This window comes from Streptosporangium sp. NPDC001559 (assembly GCF_042893955.1).
GTDB lineage: Bacteria > Actinomycetota > Actinomycetes > Streptosporangiales > Streptosporangiaceae > Streptosporangium.
This window is the reverse complement of sequence record NZ_JBIAVG010000003.1, coordinates 569,028-589,733: the sequence shown is the minus strand read 5'-3', so window position 1 is coordinate 589,733 and position 20,706 is coordinate 569,028. Positions and strand designations below refer to the sequence as shown.

Sequence of the window (20,706 nt, the reverse complement as noted above, 5' to 3'; positions counted from 1 at the left end):
CATTCTGGCAACATGCCGCCGTCAACCTACGTCGTTCCAGAAGATGCGTAAAAAGGGCAGTTCCTCCACAATGAGGGGGGATTTTGGGGTCCGAGGGAAGGAAGAAACCTGTGAGAACCGCGGCGACCGTGAGCGCTCTCGCCCTGGCGGCGTTGGTGATCGGCCCCGTGGCGCTACAGACATCCTCCGCGGCGCACGCCTCCCCCGCCACGCTGTCGCACTACGGCGGCGCGTCCATCACCGCCTCGAAGGCGGCCACCGCGCGCAAGGCCAGGACGAAGCACTCCACCAAGGCGAAGCGCTCCGCCAGGAAGGCCGATCCGAGCCCCGAGCCGTCCACGACCACCTCGGCGGCCGCCACCTCGACCGCCAAGCCGACTCCCAGCCCGACGGCGAAACCGTCCGCCGGCTCGACCGCCAAGCCGAAGAAGCCGTCGGCCACCGCGACCCCGAGGGTCGCCTCGACCGACAACCCGCTGCTCGACGGCACCGTCATCAACACCGTCGCGTACGGCTCGCACCCCCGTCAGCGCATGGACGTCTGGCACCAGACCGACGGCCTCAGGAGGCCCGGTGTCTTCCTGATCCACGGCGGCTGGTGGTCGGGTGGCGACAAGAAGTACATGACCGCGATCACCACCAGCTACGCCGAGCAGGGTTACACGGTCTTCAACATCAACTACCGCCTGTCCGGCGACGCGGCCTGGCCCGCGCAGCGCACCGACGCGCTGGACGCCATCGCCACCGCCCGCAGGCACGCCGCCCTGTGGTCCTTCGACCCCAACAACTACGTGGTCGTCGGCTTCTCCGCGGGAGGGCACCTGGCCTCCGCCGTCGGCACCTACGGGGACGGGCTGTCCGGCCTGCGCGGGGTCGTCGGCATCTCGCCGGTGACCTCGCCGATGCTGGCCTACGAGGACGGCGCGACCAACGTCTTCGACCTGGACAAGCGCAAGCTGCGTGAGTCGGCCATCCAGCTCGCCGGAGGCTGCGAACCCGCCAAGTGCCCGAAGATCTGGGCCAGCATGGAGGTTCCGAGGCACGCCAGCAAGGGCGACGTGCCGGAGCTGGCCGTACATTCTCAGGACGAGTTCGTGCCCGCCGAGCACAGCCTGCGGCTCAAGGAGCGGCTCAAGGCCGTCGGTGTGAGCATGACGGTGCTGACCGAGCCGGGAAGCGAGCACAGCACGCCGATGTACCGGCTTCCCGGGGTCGCCGAGACGGTCCAGGACTGGATCGCGGGCAAGCTCCTCTGACCGACGGAAATCCGGGGGACGGGAAGATGAACGGCTCTCACTTTGTTGCCACTGAGCGCTGAACATCTCACGAGGGGAAATCTCACGAAATGGCGCTGACGGTTTACACCGCCACCTGGTGCGGCCCATGCAAGCGGCTGAAGTCCCAGCTCACCCGCGAGGGGATCTCCTACCGGGAGATCGACATCGAGCAGAACCCCGACGCCGCGCAGTTCGTCGAGAGTGTCAACAACGGCAACCAGACCGTGCCGACCGTGCTCTTCGAGGACGGCACGTCCCTCACCAATCCCTCGGTGATCGAGGTCAAGGCCCGGTTGAACGCCTGATCACCAGTTTCCGGCAAGAGGCTCGCCGTACCAGGTCTCGATCAGCCTCCTGGCGATCGAGACCTCGGGCGGCGGAAGCACCTCACCGCTGTCCAGCGCGGCCCGCAGTTCGGCGCGGCTGAACCAGCGGGCCTCTGAGATCTCGTCCTGGTCGACCGTGAACTCCGTCGTGACCGCCCGCGCGAAGAAGCCGAGCATCAGGCTGCGCGGGAAGGGCCACGGCTGGCTGCCCAGATAGCGGGGCTCGACGACGCGTACGCCGACCTCCTCGGCGACCTCCCTGGCCACCGCGTGCTCCAGTGACTCCCCCGGCTCGACGAAGCCCGCGAGCACCGAGAAGCGGCCCTGGGGCCACTGCGGTCCCCTGGCCAGCAGGCACCGGTCCGCCTCGTCGTGCACGAGCATGATCACCGCGGGGTCGACCCGGGGGAAGTGCTGGCTGCCGTCCTCGGGACAGACCCGCACGTGCCCGCCGGAGCGCGTCTCGGTACGGCTCCCGCAGCGCGGGCAGAAGGCGTGGGTGGCGTGCCAGGCCTCAAGCGCGACCGCGTAGACCAGCAGCCCGGCGTCCAGGTCTCCCAGCAGCGAGCCGACCTGCCGCAGCCCGGCGACGACGTCCGCCCCCTCCTCGATGGCCGAGAGCGCGACGGCGGAGACGATCCGGCCGGGAAGCGCGGCCGGCCCGTCGGCCGGGAGCGATCCCGAGACGGCGAAGTAGGCGATCCCCTTGGCGTCCAGGCCGAGCAGGTAACGCTCCCCCTGCGGCGCCTCGTCCGTGGGCAGCAGGACGAGGTCGACCCCGTCTCCGTGTCGCCTGACCAGCGCGCGCCCGTCGTCGACCACGACGACGCGGGTCGCTCCGTCGGCCCACGCGCGTTCGAGCCATTCGGCGTCACCGCGCAGGGCGGCGGAGCGGTCGATCGCGCTGCGCGCGAGGAGCAGCGGCCCCAGCAGTCCTTCTTGGGTGGTGATGTCCACGTTCTTCCCCGTCTCCCAGATCGACTGGCATCCTACGACGCGTACCGGGGACGGCTTCGCAGGGAGCGGCAAGCCGGGCATATGCGGTGAATATCCAGTCACCCGAGCGACATGATCTCCGTACGGCTAGGATGCGGCGAGTTAGGTTAGCCTTACCTGATTCCCGGGGGTTCCATGCGGCTGTACCTCACCGCGCTCAAGCCGACCGACTCGGTCACCGACGGATTCCTGCCCGCGGCACGCGCGCTGGGCTGCGACGTCACCGTTCTGACCGACAGACCGGAGCACCACCGGGGCTCGGGGGCCGAGGTGCTCGGCTGCGACGTCCGTGACGCCCGCGCGGTGATCGACACCGTCTCCGGCCACCACACGCCCGACGCGATCTTCTCCAACTCCGACCACCTGCAGGCGGAGACGGCCCTGGCCGCGGCCTACTTCGGCCTGCCCGGCAAGGACTGGCGGGCCTGCGTCACCGCGAAGAACAAGGCGCTCACCCGCGCGCGCCTGGCGGAGGCGGGCGTCGAGACCGTCCGCTCGGTACGACTCGCCCCCGGCGACCCCGTGCCCCGGGACGTGCCGTTCCCCGCGGTCGTCAAGCCGCGCGAGGGCGTCGCCAGTGAGGACGTCGTCCTGGTGCGGGACGACCGTGAGCTCGAAGAGGCCCTGCGCGCGATCGGCGCCAGGCGGCCCGGTGAGGCGCTGGTCGTCGAGGAGTACCTCGAAGGCCCGCTGCACACGCTGGAGACGCTCGGCGACGAGAGCGGGACGCGGGTGCTCGGCGGGTTCAGGACGACGCTCGGTCCGCTGCCGTACTTCGTCGAGGAACGACTCGACTGGGAGCCGCCGCCCGCGACCGGCCACATGCTGCGGGCGCTGGACGCGCTCGGCGTGGGCTTCGGGGCCTGTCACACCGAGTACGTGATGACGCAGGCGGGGCCAAGGATCATCGAGGTCAACTACCGCGTGATCGGCGACCACTGCGACTTCCTGCTCGGCGACCTGCTCGGCGTGCCGCTGTTCGAGCGGATCCTCGGCGTCCACCTGGGCCTGCCGGCCGGGGACCTGGGCGGCGCCCGGGAGCACGGGACCGCGCTGAGCGTGGTCGCGGAGCGGGCCGGGACCGTCACCGCCGCCCCGGGAGTGGTCGCCCCCGCCCCCGGCGCCCGGGTCAGGCTCTGGCACCGGCCGCTGCGCGCCGTCGGCGACCGGATCGAACCGACCAACACCAACCGTGACTATCTGGGGGTCGTCCGCGCGGTCGGGCCCGACCGGGTGAGCGTCGACGCCGCCCTGACGGCCTTCGCGACGGACAGACCGTGGGTGGTCGCGTGACCGCGCGGGAACGGTACCTCGCCGCGCGTGTCCTGGACGCGCTGCTGCGCGAGGACTACGGCGGCCTGACCGGGCGGATCGCCAGGAACAGGGACGGCGTCACGCTGGCCCTGGCCGGTGGGCGCGGGGTGCGCCTGGTGCCGGGGTCGCTCTTCCAGGACTTCGTGGTCGCCCCCGAGGAGACGCTCGGCCTGCGCGAGGTCCTGCTGACCCTCGGGGAGGTCGCCCCGCCGGAGGACGGCCCGGGGATCGAGGCGTTCGCCCAGGAGTGCGAACAGGCGCTGCGCGCCCTGGACCTGCACGCCGCCCACCGCGAGCGGGTGCTCGGCCTGCTGGCCGCCGCCGGGCCCGGGGAGCGGCTGAACGCCGTGCGGTACGAGACGCTGGCCGCCTTCGTCGACCACCCGGTCTATCCGACGGCGCGGTGCAGGAGCGGGCTGTCCGACGACGAGCTGACGGCCTACGCGCCCGAGTTCGCGCCCTCCTTCGAGCTGCGCTGGGCGGCCGTACCCCGGGAACGGGCGCGCGGCGCGGCCATGCCGTACGCGCCGGGCTTCGTGGAGGTCGGGCTGCCGCCGTCCCTGGCGCGCACACATGTGCTCTTCCCCGTGCACCCGCTCACCGTTCCCGTGGTCGAGGAGATCCCGTGGGCGGTCGTGGGGGCACGGCCGTACCTGGAGGTCAGGCCGACGCTGTCGACGCGCACGGTCGCGCTCGACGCGGGCACCCACGTGAAGCTGCCGCTGCCGACCAGCACGCTGGGCTGCGGAACAGACGCTCCATCAAGCCGGGCACGCTCGCCGACGGCGCCAGGGCGGAGCTGCTGCTGCGGCGGCTGCCGCATCCCGGGGTGCTGCTGGCCGACGAGCAGACCTACGGTCACGCGGACCACGAGTATCTCGGCTGGCTCCTGCGCCGCCTGCCGCCCGGCGAGATCGTCCCGGTGGCCGCGCTGCCCGCGCCGGCCCCGCTGGGGGTGCCCGTCGTCGAGGAGCTGGCCGGACGGTGGTACGGCGGAGACGTCACGGCGCTGCTCGGCGCCTACCTCAGGCTGTTGTTCGGCTTCCAGGTGCGGCTCTTCGTCCGGTACGGCACCGCCCTGGAGACCCACCAGCAGAACCTGGCCCTGGTGCTGGGCAACGGCCCGGCCAGGCTGCTGGTCAAGGACAACGACGGGTTGCTGACCTCACCGGACCGGCTGCTGGCCGAGGGCGTCGCGGTGCCGGACTTCACCGACGAGCGGATGCTGACCGACGACCCGCACGCGCTCGCCGACGTGTTCGTGACGATCACGCTGCACCTGGCCGCGGCGGCGGTCGCCTTCTGCGCGCTGCCGCCCGCGCGGGCCTCCCGGCTGGTCCGCGACACGCTCGGGGAGGCGCTGGCCGAGTACGGCGACGACCCGATGGCCCGGCTGCTGCGGGCCAGGACCCTTGAGGCGGCCAGGCTCGTCGGCAAGTCGATGATCGTCGCCGGGACCCTGGTCGACAAGGCGCGTACCGGGGCCCGTGACGTGAACAAGTTCTACGGCACCAGCGGCCCCAACTACCTGCGCCACCCTCCTGCGGCCATCCAGAACATGACGATGCGAAGGACTCCATGACCGGCCTCGCGCTCGACCCCTGCTCCGCGGCCGTCTCCCCCGCTGCCGTCGCCGAGGAGGCGACGCTCGCCGCGCTGCTGCGCTGCTGCGTCAGGGAGGTCGCCGGGCCTCGCGGGCAGGTCTGGCACGCCGAGCCGTACGTGCTGCTGCGGGTCGGCGGCACCGTGCTGCGGGCCAGGACGCACGGCGGGCTCGCGCTGCGCTTCGAGGGCCGCCCCGACTGGCTCGACGGGGGTGACTGGCGTCCGCTCGACGTCGACCGGTTCGTCGGGCTCGTGGAGAGCGACCTGGGCGGGACGAACGAGGAGTTCGCCGCCCAGGTCGGCGCGAGCAGGCGGGCCATGGCGGCGCTGCTCGCGGCCAGGCGGAGCGGGCGGGCACCGGCCGACCCGTGGCTGGCCTCCGAGCAGCGGCTGGTCTTCGGGCACCCCTTCCATCCGAGTCCCAAGGCCCACGACGGGGCGGGCTGGCTGCGCTACGCGCCCGAGGCGCACGCGAGCTTCCCGCTCCGGCTGCTCGGGGTCCGCGACGACGTGCTGGCCGAGGCGGGTGAGACCGGGCGGCTCGACGAGCTTGGCCCGGTGCCCGAGGGGTACACGATCCTGCCCGCGCACCCGTGGCAGCTCGACCTGCTCGCCGACGACCTCGCCGTACCGCTGGCCGACGGCCGCCTGGTCGACCTGGGGTACGGCTCCCGCCCCGCGGTTCCCACCTCCTCGGTCCGTACGGTCTACGACCCCGGGATCGACCGGTGCCTGAAGTTCAGCCTGGATGTGCGGATCACCAACTGCGTCAGGAAGAACGCGTGGTACGAGCTGGCCGGGGCGGTCGAGCTGACCCGGCGTCTCGGGCCGGTCTTCGACGACCTGGCCGCCGCCTTCCCCGGGACGCGCTGGCTGAGCGAGCCCGGCTACCGCTCGGCGAACCTGGGCACCCGGCTGCTCGAAGGGCTCGGTGTGATCATCCGTACCAGCCCGTGGTCGGTGTGCAGGCCGGGGGTGACCCCGCTGCTGAGTGGTGCGCTGGCCGTGCCGGGGTCCGTGCCCGGACCCGGGTCCGCCGACCCGGTCGGTTGGTGGCGGGCCTATGTCGAGTGCGTCGCGCCTCCGGTGCTTGAGGCCTACCTGAAGCACGGCGTGGTACTTGAGCCGCACCTGCAGAACGTGCTGGTCGGCGTGGACGCGTCGGGGCTGCCGGTCGAGGCGATCTTCCGCGACCTGGAGGGGACCAAGCTCGTGGCGGGCAGGCACGACCTGTCCGGGTTGCCCTCACAGGTCGCCGAGGCGCTCACCTACGATCCCGGGCCGGGGTGGGACCGGGTGGTCTACTGCCTGATGGTCAACCATCTGTCCGAGATCGCCGCCTCCCTCGCGGGCGACGGCCCTGTGCGGGAGCTGTGGGCGGTCGCCGGGGAGGTGCTGGCCGGATACGCGGACTCCAGGGGGTGGCCGCGTCCGCTGGCGGGCCTGCTGGCCGGGGCGCCGCTGCCCGCCAAGGCCAATCTCTCGGTGCGGTGGACGCGCTCGGCCGACCGCCGGGCCGGGTACGTCCCGGTCGCCAACCCGTTGGCGATGCTCTCCTAGGCCCTCCTGGGCCCCTTCCGACTCGCATGCCCGGCGCCGGTTTTCTCCGGTAGCCGGGCTTTTCTCTGGGTGATTTATCGCGCCATGAACCCATATCCATCCTGTTGAGCGACAACTGTGCCTATCCAGGAAATATGCATAAAAGCCGTTGCCCATATGACACAATAAGCCGAAATAAGCGACAGAACACACCAGTCGATTCTTTGATCTTCGTTAATAAACCAAAAGCGTCACTGTAATGATCACCGGGTACTTCACCCCTGCCGCCATCAGGCGGATCATGTAATTCAAATTCTCCGAAATCATCAACGACATGGAATGTGATGACTTCTAGCGGTACCAGACGGGCTTCCACCGTCGACTCCAGCAGGTACGTACGGGGATTGATCACCACGGCGGCGACAATCGGCACTTTCCTCGCGCTCGCCTCCCAGTCGCTGGCGAACGCCGCGACCCCTGGCTCGGAAAGCGCCCAGCAGGGCAAGCCCGCGGGCCTCGCCACGCGCGGTGAGACTTTCCATATCGGCAGCCTCTCCTCCAGATGGTGTGGGTGCTGGAGAAGGCATTGCAGGTGCCACAACGGCCGTAACGGCCACAATGGCCGTAATGGCCGGGATGGCCACAATGGCCGGGATGGACGCGACGGTAAGACAGGGCCCCGAGGCCCTCAGGGACCGCAGGGTGTCCCCGGAACCCCGGGTGGGCCTCCCGGACCTCCCGGACCTCCCGGACCTCCTGGGCCTCCCGGGCCTCCCGGGCCCGCTGGAGCTGCCGGTCCCGCCGGTCCCGCCGGTCCCGCAGGCCCTGCCGGTCGCGAGGCCGGACCGCGGGGTCCCGCAGGCCCTGCCGGCCCCGCAGGTCCCGCAGGTCCCGCAGGTCCCGCAGGCCTCACTGGTCCTGAAGGACCCGCAGGTCCCACAGGGCCTGAAGGGCCCGCAGGACCCGAAGGACCCGAAGGGCCCAGAGGACCCGAAGGACCCGAAGGACCCGAAGGACCCGAAGGACCCGAAGGACCCACAGGCCTCACTGGTCCTGAAGGACCCGCAGGACCCGAAGGACCCGAAGGACCCAGAGGACCCGAAGGACCCGAAGGACCCAGAGGACCCGAAGGACCCGAAGGACCCAGAGGACCCGAAGGACCCGAAGGGCCCGAAGGACCCGAAGGGCCCGAAGGGCCCGAGGGACCTCCTGGGTGTCATGTACCTGAGAAGCCTCGGTGTCATGGGCCCCACAAGCCCCATGAGCCCCGCAAGCCCTGCGAGCCCCGCAATCCCTGCGAGCCCCGCAATCCCGGCTGGACCGCAGGGCCCAGCGGAGTCGGCTGGACCGCAGGACCCAGCGGGGCAGGCTGGACCGCGGGCCCCAGCGGAGTCGCCTGGACCGCAGGGCCCAGCAGGGTCGGCTGAACCGCTGCCCGCTCCCACCGCCTGTCCATCCGGGCAACCGCACCCCGTTCAGTGACGAGGTGGTGCCCTGACGGGTCCGGCCCCCTTCAGGGGGCGAGGAGATGAACCGGATGCCGTGCCCGACCCATCGGGCGCGGCATCCGCGTTTCCCCGGCCGGGCCGTACTCAGTCGTCGAGATAGCGCAGGATCGCCAGCACCCTGCGGTTGTAGCCGGGGTCACGCGGCAGGCCGAGCTTGTCCGTGATCGCGTTGATGTGCTTCTCCACGGTGCTCAGCGACACGTGCAGGCGTCCGGCGATCGCCGCGTTGACGAAGCCCTGCGCCAGGAGGCCGAGCACCTCGCGCTCGCGCCCGCTCAGGCCGTCCAGCGGGTCGGTGCGGGTGGTTCGGGCGAGCAGCTGGCGCACCACCTCCGGGTCGAAGACCGTCCCGCCCGCGTGTACCCGCTCCAGCGACTCCAGGAAGTCGGCCACCTCGGAGACACGGTCCTTGAGCAGGTATCCGACCCGTCCGCCCGCCCCGGAGAGAAGAGTCGCGGCGTAGGTCTTCTCCACGTACTGCGACAGCAGCAGGACACCGACCTCGGGCCTGCGCCCACGGATCTCCAGGGCCGCGCGCACCCCCTCGTCGGTGTGGGTCGGCGGCATCCGCACGTCGATCACGGCCACGTCGGGGCGGTGCCGTTCGACGGCGTCGAGCAGAGCCCGCGCGTCGCCGACGGCCGCGACCACCTCGTGCCCGGCCTCGTCGAGCAGCCGGACCAGGCCCTCGCGGAGCAGCACCGAGTCGTCGGCCAGGATCAGCCGCACGGCACATCCCTCGGCAGCGTCGCGACGACCCTGGTCGGCCCGCCGGGAGGGCTGTGGACGTCGAAGGTGCCGTCGAGCGCCAGGACCCGCCTGGCCAGGCCGGACAGGCCGCCGCCCGACGGGTCGGCGCCGCCCGCGCCGTCGTCTGAGATCGTCACGCTCACCGTTCGTTCGTCCTCGGCCACGACGACCAGGATTTCACGCGCGTCCGCGTGCTTGACCGCGTTGGTGATCGCCTCCCTGGCGACGAAGTACAGGGCCGTCTCGATCGCGGAGGCGGGGCGTCCGGCCAGCCCGTAGTGCACGGTGACCGGCACCTGAGACCGTTCCGCGACACCGGCGAGCGCGGCGCGCAGGCCGAGTTCGTCCAGGGCTGTCGGGTAGATCCGCCAGGCCACGCTGCGCAGCTCGTCGAGCAGGCGGCGCGACTCGGCGTAGGCCTCCTCGACCAGCGCCGCGGTCCTGGCCTGGTCGGGGTTGCCCCGGGCCCGGCCGAGCAGCATGGCCAGCGCGACGCCCCGCTGCTGCACGCCGTCGTGCAGGTCGCGCTCGATCCTGCGCCGTTCGTCGTCCACGGCCCTGACGACGCCCGAGCGGGTCGCGGTCAGTTCGGCGATGCGCCTGCGCATCAACTCCCGCGTGCCGGGGCCGAGGAAGTGGTCGGCCAGGCGCCGTTCCACGACCCCCGCCGCGAGAAGCCAGAGCACGGTCAGGGCCAGCGCGACCGTCCCTCCGGCGAGGCCGAGCACCCCGTCGCTGGTCACCAGCCGCACCCCCGGCAGGTGCACCGGTACGGCCCGCGCCCTGTCCCCGGCCAGGTTCCACAGTCCTCCGAAGAGGAACAGGCCGCCGAGGAACAGTCCGGCGGCGCAGCCGTACCCGGCGAGGAGGCCGAAGAGGGCGCGGACGGCGAGGTAACGACGGCCGTTCCGCCGGGGGTGCCCGGTCGTCTCGTGGTCGAACCAGGCCGCCAGCCTCGCCCGTTCGAGGGCGGTCAGCCGGTCCAGGCCCCGCTCGACGCCGGGCCGTACGGCGGGCACCGGGTGGACGAGCGCCGCCGCGCAGAGGAAGAGCAGTTCGGCGAGGCCCAGCGCGGCGCCCGCGAGCACCCCGACCAGGGCGCGGGCGATCCGGTTACCTGACACGGGCGCGCAGTCTATGCGTCCCTGCGGCGCAGTACGGCATAGCCGGCGACCGTCGCCGCCGCCGTCCAGACCAGCAGCCACACCAGTCCCTGCGAGGCCGGGTAGGGCACCGGGCCGCCCATCGGGGTGTCCGAACTGCCCATGAAGGCCAGGCCCGCGAACAGCGGCATGCGCAGCGAGGCCTCGAAGCCGATCGAGGTGCCCGTCATGACCAGCAGCAGCGGCACGCCCATCAGCAGCATGAACGCCGTGGTCAGGGTGCCCGCCGCGCTGCGCGTCGCGACTCCCACGCCCAGCGTCGTCACCGAGACCAGGGCGAGGAAGACGCCCATGCCCAGCAGGTCGGGGACGACCTCGGCGGGCGGCGCCGTCACCCGGCCGCCGAACACCTCCGCGGACAACACCAGGCGGACCACCGCCGTCGCCACGCCTCCGGCGACCACCCCGGCGAAGAACGTCACCGGCGCCAGCACCAGCGCCTTGGCGGCGAGCACCCGGCCCCGGATCGGCGTCGCCTGCAGCGTGGTCCTGATGCCTCCCGAGGCGTACTCGGGGGTGATCGCCAGCATCGCCAGCGCGACCAGCCCGAACTGGGCGAACGCCGTCGCCGAGGTCACCGGGTCACTGGCGGACAGGGTCCCGGCCAGGTCCCGGCGCACCATCTCCGTCGCCGTCCCGCCGCCGATCGCCAGCGAGCCCAGCACCATGAGCGCCGTGGTGCAGGCCAGGCACCACCAGGTCGAGCGGACCGAGCGGAGCTTCACCCACTCGGCGCCGGTCGCCTGAGCCAGCTCTCTCGCCCACATGTTCACGCCCGTCCCTTCCGCGCGCCGTACTCGACGCTGTCGGCGGTCAGTTCCTGGTAGGCCTGCTCCAGGGAGGCCTCGCGGTGGCGCAGTTCGTGCAGCCTGATGCCCGCCTCGTGCGCCAGGTCGCCGACGCGCTCCGCCGTGGCTCCGGTGACGACCAGCTCGTTCTCCCCCGGCCGTTCCCAGCGCAGGCCCGCGGCGCCGAGCCGTACGGCCAGGTCGTCCGTGTGCGGGGTGCGGACGACCACCGCGCCCAACGAGCCGCGCGCGATGATCTCGGCCAGTGGCGCGTCCGCGATGAGCCGTCCCCTGCCGATCACCACGAGATGGTCGGCGGTGAGCTGCATCTCGCTCATCAGGTGGCTGGAGACGAAGACCGTCCTGCCCTCTTCGGCCAGGGAGCGCATCAGGTCGCGCACCCAGCGCACGCCGTCGGGGTCGAGGCCGTTGACGGGTTCGTCGAACATGAGCACCTCGGGGTCTCCGAGCAGGGCGCCCGCGATGCCGAGCCGCTGGCTCATGCCCAGTGAGAGCGCGCCCGCCCGCCTGCGCGCCGCCTGCCCGAGCCCGACCGTCTCCAGGACCTCCGTGACCCGGCGGCGCGGGATGCCGTTGCTGCGGGCCAGTGCCGTCAGGTGCGCCTGACCGCTGCGTCCGGGGTGCAGGGCGCGCGCGTCCAGCAGCGCGCCGACCGTCCGCAGCGGGTTCCTGATCCGGTGGTACGGCAGGCCGCCGATGAGCGCCGTGCCCGAGGTCGGGCGGTCGAGTCCGAGGATCAGGCGCATCGTCGTGGATTTTCCCGCCCCGTTCGGGCCGAGGAACCCGGTGACCGCGCCCGGCCTGACCTCAAGGGACAGGTCGTCGATCACCGTCCGGTCACCGTACCGTTTGCGCAGGCCGTTGAGTCTGATCATGTCCGTAACGCTAGGCGGGCCCCGGGACGGTGACCATGGAGGCGACCCTCCGACCTCGATGGCGGAAACCCGTAACCGCGTGACCGCGCGGGCCGTCCGGGGAGGGGCGGACGGCCCGCGCGGATCCTGGTCAGACCTGGTTGAGGTACCAGATCTCGTTGCCCGCGATGACTCCGGCGCCGGAGTCGTTGTTACCGGTGATCGTCTGCTGGTCGAGGGTCGTCCCGCTGCCGGACGGCGCGTCCAGCACCTTGCCGCTGTAGCGGTTGACCAGGTAGAACGTGCCGTCGGCGACCCTCTGCAGGGTCCACTGCTGACTGGTCCCGCTGCCGCAGGTCGCCTGCCTGACCTGGGTGCCGTTGGTCGTGCTCGCCGTGACGAGGTCGAGGCACTTGGCGCTGTTGACGTTCACCAGCTTCCAGTAGGAGCCGCTGGCCTGGAGGGTCCAGCGCTGGCTGGTGGCCCCGGAGGGCGCGTTGTGCGTGACCAGCGCGCCGGAGGCGGTCGAACCACCGGCCGGCTCGACGTTGTCGTGGCTGGCGAACCCGTTCAGGTAGTAGGAGGTGCCGTTGACCGGGGAGGCGTCGGTGACCTGGTTGAACACCCACTGCTGGTTGGCCGCGCCGGTGTAGGTCTGCTGCGTGACGGCCGCCGGGTAGGCGCCGCCCGCGGTCAGCGCCAGCCCGGAGAGCCAGTCGAAGATCGCGTAGGTGTTCGTGCCGGTCTGCAGGTAGGCGAAGCGCATGCCGTCCTGGCCGTTGCAGTAGTACTGCAGCAGCGTCGTGCCGGGCGTGGTGCCGCTGTAGGCGCTGTCGGCGCACAGGCGGCTGCCGACGTTGATGAACTGCAGTCCGGTGTTGTAGCTCATCAGCCACTTCTGGCTGGGGGTGTCCACCCGGGTGCGCTGGCTCAGCTCGGTCAGCGTCGTGGTCGCGCCGCCGATGGGTTCGAGCGCGCCCCCTGTCGAGGCGTTCGTTATGACGTAGGTGTTGCCCACCTTGGGATGGGGGTCGCTGTCGGCCGTCGAACCCGCGATGAGGTAGGCGCTGTTGGCGACGTTCCAGTGCGTGGCCAGGTAACTTCCGGCGGTCGGGACCGCGTTGTAGTAGTCGTCCCGGTTGCAGTCGGGCAGCCGGTAGTCGTTCCACTGCAGGCAGCTCCAGGTGGGTGTGCCGCCGTAGCACATGATGTCCCACTGGTCGAGGCAGTGCCAGGAGCCGTCCGAGTGGGCCGCGCTGAGCTGCACGGCGCCGAAGCTGTGCCCCAGTTCGTGGGCGATGGCGTTCGCCCCGAAGCAGTTGGGGCTGGCGTCGACCCGGGAGAAGGCGAGGCCGTTGTTGAGGTTGGTCGACCCGGTGGTCAGGTCGTCGTTCTTGATGTCGGAGACACCGCAGATCACCGTGGCCTCGGTGAGCATGAGGTAGTGCCGGTCGTTGCTGTTGTAGCCGAGGGCCTGCAGGGCGGTCTTACCGGTGTCGAAGGTGGCCAGCGAACCGGCGGGCACCACCACGTTGCGCACGACGGGGACGCAGCCGCCGCTGACCGCCGTGGTGACGTACCGGATGTGCCTGCTGCGGTTGGAGGTCGCGGCGGCGTCGTTGAACTGGTCGTCGGCGTTGGCCAGCCAGGCCCGGAACATGGGCAGGAGCTGCGTGTAGCGGTCCGGCATCGTCGCCTCGCGCACGTACAGGGTCTCGACGCGCTTGCCGCTGGTGCCGTCACCGTCGCAGGCGACCAACTGGGGGCTGACCCGTGCGGTCTCCGGCTTCCCCGCGAGGTCCTTGACGGCCTTGGGGCCGACGCGCTCACCGAGCCTGGCGCCGGGGAAGACGTCGGAGGTGACACTGGACTGGCCGCCGTCCGGCGGCGCGGCCGACGCCGCGGGGGGTGAGGCGACCAGGCCGACCACGGCGAGTATCGACGCGGCGGCCAAGGAGAGGTTTCGCCTGAGCTGCATTCCGATGAACTCCGATCGGTACGGATACACCCACACAGGGCGATTCATCGGCAATGATCACATTTTAAATATTAAAAGCGACCCTCTTGTAAGATTTATCACACCATATTGACGCGAGGCCTTCCAGGTGTTCTCACATTCAAGGTGAACACGTGCGGCAATACCGGTTAACACCACAACCCCATTACGTCTCCACACATTCACGGAATGCGCCGCGACGGAGCGTGCACACCCCTCTGCCCCGCGTGACGTCGGGCTTCGCCTCTTCCCAGCCGATATCACGAACGGTGACCCGTCCTTCTCACCGAGAAATGCCCGAAGACAGGAAAGCCGAACGTTTTCCCTCCGGGAGGGAAACCCAGGGAATCATCCGGGAGAATCAGGGGAGGATTTCCAGGCGGACGCCGGGGATGTCGTCGTAGAGGTGAGGGGCCGGGGTTATGACGCGCCAGCCGCCTCTGGACTCGGCCAGCAGTACGGCGTGGGCCGCGGCGAGGACGGCCACGAGGTCGGTTCCCGTGACGGGGCCCGGGATGTGCCGTTCCAGGTTGGCCGCGATCCTCGGGCCGAGCCCGGCGGCGTGCGCGACGTCGGCGGCCGTCAGGCTCCCCACCGTCACCACCGGCACCCCGAGCAGGGCCTCGGCCTGCTCGGGCCGCAGGGCCGTCACGCACTGCGCGGCGGCCGCGGGCAGCAGGAGTGTGGTGTTTCGCAGCACGGACTGGCGGACGATCTCACGCCCGTAGTTGCTCCTGACGTCGAGCAGGTGGCAGACCGCGTCGAGATCGAGGACGTGGCCGGTCAGACCGTCGTCCTCCGGGGTCACCCGGCCTCCCGCGCGCCCGGGGTCACGCGACCTCCCGTGCGGAGCCGAACAGGCGGTTGGCGCGCTCCCTGTCGGCGTCGGTGATGTCGTCCTGCCAGCCGGGTCCCCACAGCCGTTCCAGGGCCGCCATGCCCTCCCTGATGCGACGCTGCTCCCGCAGTGCCTCGGCGATGTAGCCGGAGGCGTTGCCCGAGCGCTGCGCCTCGTCGGCGAGGTCGTCGGGCAGGGAGATCGTGATCCGCTTGGTCATACCCAGGAGGGTAATCGCGTCATACTCTCCCCGTCCACGAAGCGGCGATCATCCGCGTGGCCGGTCACGCGGAGGCAACGGGTCAGTCGACCCGGGGAGATTCCGTACGGCTCCGCTTGAGCTCGAAGAAGCCCGGGGTCGCCGAGACCAGCAGCACGCCGTCCCAGAGCCTGCCCGCCGTCTCACCACGCGGCACCGGGCTGACCACCGGCCCGAAGAAGGCGTTGACCCGCCCATCAGGGCCGGGGACATGGATGGCCGGGGTGCCCAGGTCCTCACCGATCGGGTCGAGACCGGCCCGGTGGCTCAGCAGGAGGGCCTCGTCGTGGTCGGTGCTCTCTGCCGCCTCGGCGAGTCCCGGGTCGAGGCCGAGTTCGGCCAGCGCGTCGCCGTACAGGCCGGGGCCGATCGGGACCTTTCCATGGTGGATCCGGTCACCGAAGGCGGTGTAGAGGTCGCGCAGGACGGGCGTGCCGTACTTCTGCTCGGCGGCGACGAGCACCCGGACCGGGCCGAGCGTGTCGGCGAGCCAGCGCCGGTACCACTCCTCCAGGCCCTGCCTGTCCTCGTTGAGCAGCCACAGGCTCATCACGTGGAAGCGGACCTCCACGTCACGGACGCGTTCGACCTCCAGCAGCCAGCGTGAGGTGTTCCACGCCCAGGGGCACTTCGGGTCGAACCACATGTCGGCGACGGTCAAGACGTAACTCCTCGGCTGTTTCCCCGTTGGTCGAGTCCATCCAACGGCCTCGATTGGCTCCTCAGAAGAGCCAATTCCCTGGAAACGAAAAGAGCCAATGTAGAGTCTCCGCGTGGACCCGCACGTCAGCCTGGACGGCCCCGGTGACCTGGCCTCCCGCATCTACCGGCAGCTCCGCGAGGCGGTCCTGGACGGCAGGCTCCGCCCCGGGGAGCGGCTGCCGCCCTCGCGGGAGCTGGCCCGCCGCCTCGGCGTGTCGCGCAACACGGCCTGCGCGGCCTACGAACGACTCACGGCCGAGGGCTTCCTCCTCGCCCGCGTCGGCGCGGGCACCTTCGTCGCCGAACCCACCACACCTGCCGGAGCCGTACGGCGTGGCGCCCCGCAGGGCCGTGGGGTGCGTCCCCGCCCCTTCTGGGACGATCTCCCCGACGCCGCGGAGAACCCCGGGATCCCTCGCTACGACTTCCGGGTCGGCAGGCCCGACGGTGAGCTGTTCCCGCTCGCCACCTGGCGCCGCCTCCTCGCCGCCGAACTGCGCGCCTCGACGGTCAGGACCTCCGGGTACGGCGAGCCCGCGGGCCACCCCGCCCTCCGGGAGGCCGTGGCCCGCCACGTCGGCCTGTCCCGTTCGGTGCGCGCCGACGCCGGGGACGTCGTCGTCACCCAGGGCGCGCAGCAGGCCCTCGACCTCGTCGGCCGGGTCCTCATCGAGCCAGGTGACCGGGTGGCCGTGGAGGAGCCCGGCTATCCCCCGGCGCGGCTGCTGTTCGCCTCCCTCGGCGCCCGGGTCGGCGGGGTGCCCGTGGACGGCGAAGGACTCGACGTGGACGCGCTCTCCTCCGGCACCCGGCTGGTCTACGTCACCCCGTCGCACCAGTTCCCGCTGGGCACGCCGATGTCCCCGGCGCGAAGGGCCGCGCTGCTCGACTGGGCCGCGCGTCACGACGCCGTGATCGTCGAGGACGACTACGACAGCGAGTTCCGCTTCGGTCAGCGTCCTCTCGACCCGTTGCAGAGCCTCGACCGGGACGGCCGGGTCGTCTACGTGGGCACGTTCTCCAAGACGCTGCTGCCGATGCTGCGGCTCGGCTTCCTGGTCGCCCCCGCCTCGTTGCGTCCGGCGCTGCGCGCGGCCAGGCGGCTGACCGACTGGCAGGGCGACCACGCCGCGCAGGCCGCGCTCGCCCGCTTCATCGACTCGGGCGAGCTGTCCCGGCACGTCCGCAAGGCGACCCGCGTCTACGCGGACCGCCGCGAACGTGTCCTCACGGCGCTGCGCGACGACCTCACCGACTGGTTCGAGCCTGTGCCGTCGGCCGCGGGCCTGCACCTGTGCGCCAGGCTCAGGCCCGGTGTGTCCGTCGATCTCAACCGGATGTCGGCGGAGGCGCGCGCGTCGGGCGTCGCCATCGAGAGTCTGGAGTCGTACTGCGCCGAGGACCGGTCGCACCTCGGCCTGGTGCTCGGCTACGGCTCCATCCGCGCCGAGCGCGTCACCGAGGGACTGCGGCTCCTCGCCCACCGCCTGGAAACCGGCAGCACCATGTAACGCGCCATGAGCCCGGTGCCGCTCTAGATCGCGACTCTTCGTCGTAGCCCCTCGGCGACGGCCGCGGGGCTCGGCAGATCGGCGAGCTCACGAGCGAGGGCCCTGGCTCCTGTCCGGTAGGAGGGGTCGTCGAGCAGGCGCACGGCCGCGTCGAGACACTGGGCGGAGGAACAGCGCTCCGGCTCCAGTCTGATCGCCGTGCCATGGGCGGCCAGGCGCCCAGAGGTGATGAACTGGTCCGTCGCCTGGGGAAGGGTCAACTGGGGCAGGCCGAAGGCCGCCGCCGTCATGGACGTGCCCGAGCCTCCGTGGTGGATGACCAGGTCACAGTCGGCGAGGACCAGGTTCAGCGGCGTCCATCCCACGTGGAGCACCCCCGCAGGCAGGGGCCGCAGGCCGGGGACGAGAGCGCCGTCCATGCCGAGGACGAGTTCGCAGCCGATGCCCGTGAGCCGTTCCACCAGCTCCGTCACCAGCGTGGAGACCTGCCCGTCACCGTACTTGAGCTGGAGGCTGCCGAAGGTGATCAGCACGCGGGGGGAGGCGCTCTTGACGAAGTTCCTGTCGGAGAAGACGGCCTGGCCGTTGTAGGGCACGTAGCGCATCGCGATGGCGTCGGCTTCGGCGTCCGGCCACAGGCTGGGTGGTGAAGGATGGACGGTCGCGACCGGCGCCGGCAGGTCCGCCAAGCCCAGGCGGCTCAACTCCGTGGAAAGCGACGAGCCTGCCGCCGCCGTGTATCCCGGGGGGAAAGGCAGAGCCCAGCTGTGCTCCACCCACGGCAGGCCGCGTTCGGCCGCGGCGATCCGGCCCGCGAACTCCCCGGGCTCACTGATGACGAGATCGGGCAGATACGAGTCGACGAGTTCGCCCATGTCCTTGACCGCTCTGGCCGCCAGGGCTCCCCAGCCTCGACCGCTCGCGGCCAGGCCGGCCTCAAGCGGATCCCCGGGAAGGCCGGCGGCGCTCACACGGGGGTACTCCTCCGGGCCGATGGCCCGCGAGACCACGCTCACAGGCAGCCCGGCCTGGGTGACGGTCCCGCCGAAGGCTTCGACGGCCGTCGCCACCAGCACCTCGTCCCCCATACACCGAAACGCCCACGCGAGAGGAACCATCGGAAAGAAGTGCCCGACCAGTGGTGCGGTCGTGAACAGTACTCGCATGTCACGCCTTTCCAGGTCACGTCACAGGGAGGTTCCACTCGGATCGAGAGGACGACGAGCGGGGCTTCGGACCGCGTTCGGACGGCCTTGGTGAACGACGCACCGGCGTGCGGGGCTTCCACGCGAAGGTGCCGGTTCCGCGTGAAACCCGTACGCGTGAATCCTCCTACACCGCGTTGGGATCATGGAACCTGTACCCGTGATCTTCTTACGCCGCATCGGGATCGCGGCCGAGACCTTCCGAGGAGCCGACATGCCCATACTCGTCTTCGACCTGTTCGGGGTCATCGCCAGGCATCAGTCCCGGAGGGGACTGACGGCGATCGAAAACGCGGCCGGCCTGTCGAGCCCCGAGTTCTGGAGGGCCTACTGGGACCTGCGACCGCCCTATGACCGCGATGACAGCTCCTCCCTGGAGTACTGGCAGGCCGTAGCCCGCGCCGTCGGGACCCACTTCGACGACGGCCAGATCGAGAGACTGGTCACGGCGGACCTGGAGAGCTGGAGCGAGGTGGACGAGGAAATGGTCGACTACGTCACAGGCATGAGCTCCCGCGTGCGGCTCGCCCTGCTGTCGAACATCCCCGCGGACCTGGCGGCCCACTTCGAACGGCGCCATCCCTGGCTCGACGCGTTCGAAGTGCGGGGCTTCTCCTGCCACATCCGCCATGCCAAGCCCGAGCCGGACGCCTACGCCTGGTGTCTGAAGGCGCTCGGCGTTCAACCGTCGGAGACCGTCTTCATCGACGACCGCGCCGAGAACGTCCACGCCGCTGAGGCGATGGGCATGGGGGGACACCTTTTCACCTCTCTGGACTCCCTCCGCGAGAGGCTCGGGGACCGGAAGTCCTGAAGCCGGGCTTTCACCACATCCGCGTCGCCGCCGGGCGATGTCTCGACGGCGCGGGAGGGAGGCCGCGTCCGGCGGCGCGACCGGACGAACCACCGCTGCCGCTCCTGTTCACGGTGGTGTTCGAGGACGGGCTCATGGGCGTCACTCGTCATCGCCGCCCGGTGGCGCCACGGCGTGGGCGCGGATCCTGTCCAGCAGCGCCGCCAGCCGGAGGATCTCCTCCCGCTGAAGGCCGTCGTCCTCGCCGGTGCGTATCGCGCGGGCGAAGGCGGTGAGCACATTCCCGAACTGGTCGTCCGGCGCCAACGTGCGTCGCTCCTCCCTGCCCTGCGTTTCGATCCGAATCACCGGGGCGTGCGTGGCGGGCAGGGTGTAGGCCCATTCCACGACCACCCGTCCGACGCTGCCCCAGATCTCGTACGCCGACCGGTAGGCGTGCTCCATGCCCCAGGTCAGGTGGGCGGGGATACCGTCCGGGGTGGCCAGCAGCGCCGCTCCCGACAGGTCGACGCCCAGGCGCGGCTCCCGGCGCATGCCGGCGCCCAGGACGTCGAGCCGATCCCCCAGGTAGAGCAGTGCGGTACGGATCGGATACACGCCGATCTCGGCGAGGGCACCGCCTCCTACGGGGTGGTGGCGCATGTCCCCCGACGGTTTTGAGGGAAAGGCGAACTCAGCCGTCAGGCTGAGGATCTCCCCGATCACCCCGGCATCGATGATCTCGCGAACCGCGCGATGCTGGGAGTGCCGTACGAACATGAGGCTCTCCATGAGCGTCAGGCCCAGCTCATCCGCCAGTTTGACCAGGCGCTCGCTGTCCGCCAGGTCGCCGGTCAGCGGTTTCTCGCAGAGCACGTGCAGGTTCGCCCGCAGTGACCGCTCGACCCACTCGGCGTGCAGCGTGAGCGGTAGCGGGATGTAGACGGCCTCGATGTCGTCGCGGGCGAGCAGGCGCTCGTAGCCTTCCACCGCCTCTCCTCCGAACCGCTCGCTGAAGCGCTCCGCCTTCGCCAGTTCCCGGCTCGCGATCGCGACCAGCTCCACCTCCGGCCGCCCGGCCAGGGCGGGCAGCATCCGCCGCCAGGCGATCGAGGCGCATCCCAGGACGCCCAACCGGACCGGCGCGGCGTCCTCAGCGGCACGGGCGGATCCGGCGGCCGGTCCCACCCTGCCTCGCCGCTGATCCGGAAACCCGCGGACAGTTTCCATACGGCAACCTCCCAGTAGGACTTCATCGCTT

General features: G+C 71.0%; 20 protein-coding genes and 1 pseudogene. 8 read left to right on the top strand and 13 right to left on the bottom strand.

Annotation, left to right across the window (positions count from 1 at the left end; genetic code table 11):
• The first annotated feature begins 110 nt into the window (after nt 1-110).
• Together ACFYY8_RS09830 and ACFYY8_RS09825 are read left to right on the top strand one after the other, a co-directional pair.
• Entirely contained in the window at nt 111-1,256 is a 1,146-nt protein-coding gene (locus tag ACFYY8_RS09830) for an alpha/beta hydrolase (protein WP_390039008.1), read from the top strand.
• Between the two features lie 89 nt (nt 1,257-1,345).
• On the top strand, nt 1,346-1,582 hold the full coding sequence (locus ACFYY8_RS09825) for a mycoredoxin (RefSeq protein ID WP_184718882.1): 237 nt from the start codon (nt 1,346-1,348) through the stop codon (nt 1,580-1,582).
• Here ACFYY8_RS09825 and nudC read toward each other — a convergent pair whose 3' ends face one another.
• The gene (gene nudC / locus ACFYY8_RS09820) at nt 1,583-2,560 is read right to left on the bottom strand and encodes an NAD(+) diphosphatase (RefSeq protein WP_390039006.1); all 978 of its coding nucleotides are present in this window, start codon (nt 2,558-2,560) and stop codon (nt 1,583-1,585) included.
• Between the two features lie 174 nt (nt 2,561-2,734).
• Here nudC and ACFYY8_RS09815 point away from each other — a divergent pair, with 174 nt between their 5' ends.
• Nucleotides 2,735-3,892 (top strand): ATP-grasp domain-containing protein, encoded by a 1,158-nt coding sequence (locus ACFYY8_RS09815; RefSeq protein ID WP_390039004.1) that lies wholly within the window; start codon nt 2,735-2,737, stop codon nt 3,890-3,892.
• On the opposite strand, the gene ACFYY8_RS09810 is transcribed toward ACFYY8_RS09815, so the two are convergent.
• On the bottom strand, nt 3,796-4,296 hold the full coding sequence (locus tag ACFYY8_RS09810) for a hypothetical protein (protein ID WP_390039077.1): 501 nt from the start codon (nt 4,294-4,296) through the stop codon (nt 3,796-3,798). The two genes, ACFYY8_RS09815 and ACFYY8_RS09810, sit on opposite strands and share 97 nt — an antisense overlap.
• Between ACFYY8_RS09810 and ACFYY8_RS09805 the strand changes: the two are divergent.
• The 3 genes and pseudogenes from ACFYY8_RS09805 to ACFYY8_RS09795 all read left to right on the top strand — a co-directional run.
• Nucleotides 4,213-4,596: pseudogene (locus ACFYY8_RS09805) on the top strand (IucA/IucC family protein); the annotation flags it as partial. The gene ACFYY8_RS09810 and the pseudogene ACFYY8_RS09805 overlap by 84 nt on opposite strands.
• Before the next feature lie 146 nt (nt 4,597-4,742).
• Nucleotides 4,743-5,495: an IucA/IucC family C-terminal-domain containing protein gene (locus ACFYY8_RS09800; protein ID WP_390039002.1), complete on the top strand. Its 753-nt coding sequence runs from the start codon at nt 4,743-4,745 to the stop codon at nt 5,493-5,495.
• On the top strand, nt 5,492-7,078 hold the full coding sequence (locus ACFYY8_RS09795; protein ID WP_390039000.1) for an IucA/IucC family protein: 1,587 nt from the start codon (nt 5,492-5,494) through the stop codon (nt 7,076-7,078). Before ACFYY8_RS09800 ends, ACFYY8_RS09795 begins: the two co-directional genes overlap by 4 nt.
• Before the next feature lie 121 nt (nt 7,079-7,199).
• Here the strand turns inward: ACFYY8_RS09795 and ACFYY8_RS09790 are convergent, their stop codons facing one another.
• The 9 genes from ACFYY8_RS09790 to ACFYY8_RS09750 form a co-directional block, all read right to left on the bottom strand.
• Nucleotides 7,200-7,490 (bottom strand): hypothetical protein, encoded by a 291-nt coding sequence (locus tag ACFYY8_RS09790; protein WP_390038998.1) that lies wholly within the window; start codon nt 7,488-7,490, stop codon nt 7,200-7,202.
• Between the two features lie 1,159 nt (nt 7,491-8,649).
• Nucleotides 8,650-9,294: a response regulator transcription factor gene (locus ACFYY8_RS09785; RefSeq protein ID WP_352016232.1), complete on the bottom strand. Its 645-nt coding sequence runs from the start codon at nt 9,292-9,294 to the stop codon at nt 8,650-8,652.
• The gene (locus ACFYY8_RS09780; protein ID WP_390038996.1) at nt 9,285-10,439 is read right to left on the bottom strand and encodes a sensor histidine kinase; all 1,155 of its coding nucleotides are present in this window, start codon (nt 10,437-10,439) and stop codon (nt 9,285-9,287) included. Before ACFYY8_RS09780 ends, ACFYY8_RS09785 begins: the two co-directional genes overlap by 10 nt.
• A gap of 11 nt (nt 10,440-10,450) precedes the next feature.
• The gene (locus ACFYY8_RS09775) at nt 10,451-11,251 is read right to left on the bottom strand and encodes an ABC transporter permease (RefSeq protein ID WP_390038994.1); all 801 of its coding nucleotides are present in this window, start codon (nt 11,249-11,251) and stop codon (nt 10,451-10,453) included.
• Complete coding sequence (locus ACFYY8_RS09770) at nt 11,248-12,162, bottom strand: ATP-binding cassette domain-containing protein (RefSeq protein ID WP_390038992.1); 915 nt, start codon at nt 12,160-12,162, stop codon at nt 11,248-11,250. The genes ACFYY8_RS09775 and ACFYY8_RS09770 overlap by 4 nt, the downstream gene beginning before the upstream one ends.
• Nucleotides 12,163-12,292: 130 nt before the next feature.
• Nucleotides 12,293-14,119, bottom strand: a complete 1,827-nt coding sequence (locus ACFYY8_RS09765; RefSeq protein WP_390038990.1) for an RICIN domain-containing protein — start codon at nt 14,117-14,119, stop codon at nt 12,293-12,295.
• A 379-nt stretch (nt 14,120-14,498) separates the two neighbouring features.
• On the bottom strand, nt 14,499-14,945 hold the full coding sequence (locus tag ACFYY8_RS09760; protein ID WP_390038988.1) for a hypothetical protein: 447 nt from the start codon (nt 14,943-14,945) through the stop codon (nt 14,499-14,501).
• A 22-nt stretch (nt 14,946-14,967) separates the two neighbouring features.
• Complete coding sequence (locus tag ACFYY8_RS09755) at nt 14,968-15,195, bottom strand: hypothetical protein (protein ID WP_352016238.1); 228 nt, start codon at nt 15,193-15,195, stop codon at nt 14,968-14,970.
• A gap of 82 nt (nt 15,196-15,277) precedes the next feature.
• The gene (locus ACFYY8_RS09750) at nt 15,278-15,880 is read right to left on the bottom strand and encodes a disulfide bond formation protein DsbA (protein ID WP_390039073.1); all 603 of its coding nucleotides are present in this window, start codon (nt 15,878-15,880) and stop codon (nt 15,278-15,280) included.
• A gap of 127 nt (nt 15,881-16,007) precedes the next feature.
• Here ACFYY8_RS09750 and ACFYY8_RS09745 point away from each other — a divergent pair, with 127 nt between their 5' ends.
• Complete coding sequence (locus tag ACFYY8_RS09745; RefSeq protein ID WP_390038986.1) at nt 16,008-17,447, top strand: PLP-dependent aminotransferase family protein; 1,440 nt, start codon at nt 16,008-16,010, stop codon at nt 17,445-17,447.
• A gap of 23 nt (nt 17,448-17,470) precedes the next feature.
• On the opposite strand, the gene ACFYY8_RS09740 is transcribed toward ACFYY8_RS09745, so the two are convergent.
• Entirely contained in the window at nt 17,471-18,565 is a 1,095-nt protein-coding gene (locus tag ACFYY8_RS09740; protein ID WP_390039071.1) for a nucleotide disphospho-sugar-binding domain-containing protein, read from the bottom strand.
• 247 nt (nt 18,566-18,812) lie between these two features.
• Here ACFYY8_RS09740 and ACFYY8_RS09735 point away from each other — a divergent pair, with 247 nt between their 5' ends.
• Nucleotides 18,813-19,466, top strand: a complete 654-nt coding sequence (locus ACFYY8_RS09735; RefSeq protein WP_390038984.1) for an HAD family hydrolase — start codon at nt 18,813-18,815, stop codon at nt 19,464-19,466.
• A gap of 141 nt (nt 19,467-19,607) precedes the next feature.
• Here ACFYY8_RS09735 and ACFYY8_RS09730 read toward each other — a convergent pair whose 3' ends face one another.
• On the bottom strand, nt 19,608-20,633 hold the full coding sequence (locus ACFYY8_RS09730) for a Gfo/Idh/MocA family protein (protein WP_390038982.1): 1,026 nt from the start codon (nt 20,631-20,633) through the stop codon (nt 19,608-19,610).
• Nucleotides 20,634-20,706: the final 73 nt, after the last annotated feature.

Excerpts from the sequence above, each read along its gene's own strand:
- ACFYY8_RS09755 (WP_352016238.1), bottom strand. The coding sequence starts at position 15,195 with ATGACCAAGCGGATCACGATCTCCCTGCCCGACGACCTCGCCGACGAG.
- ACFYY8_RS09815 (WP_390039004.1), top strand. The coding sequence starts at position 2,735 with ATGCGGCTGTACCTCACCGCGCTCAAGCCGACCGACTCGGTCACCGAC.
- ACFYY8_RS09825 (WP_184718882.1), top strand. The coding sequence starts at position 1,346 with ATGGCGCTGACGGTTTACACCGCCACCTGGTGCGGCCCATGCAAGCGG.
- ACFYY8_RS09770 (WP_390038992.1), bottom strand. The coding sequence starts at position 12,162 with ATGATCAGACTCAACGGCCTGCGCAAACGGTACGGTGACCGGACGGTG.
- ACFYY8_RS09765 (WP_390038990.1), bottom strand. The coding sequence starts at position 14,119 with ATGCAGCTCAGGCGAAACCTCTCCTTGGCCGCCGCGTCGATACTCGCC.
- ACFYY8_RS09750 (WP_390039073.1), bottom strand. The coding sequence starts at position 15,880 with ATGTGGTTCGACCCGAAGTGCCCCTGGGCGTGGAACACCTCACGCTGG.
- ACFYY8_RS09740 (WP_390039071.1), bottom strand. The coding sequence starts at position 18,565 with ATGGTTCCTCTCGCGTGGGCGTTTCGGTGTATGGGGGACGAGGTGCTG.
- ACFYY8_RS09795 (WP_390039000.1), top strand. The coding sequence starts at position 5,492 with ATGACCGGCCTCGCGCTCGACCCCTGCTCCGCGGCCGTCTCCCCCGCT.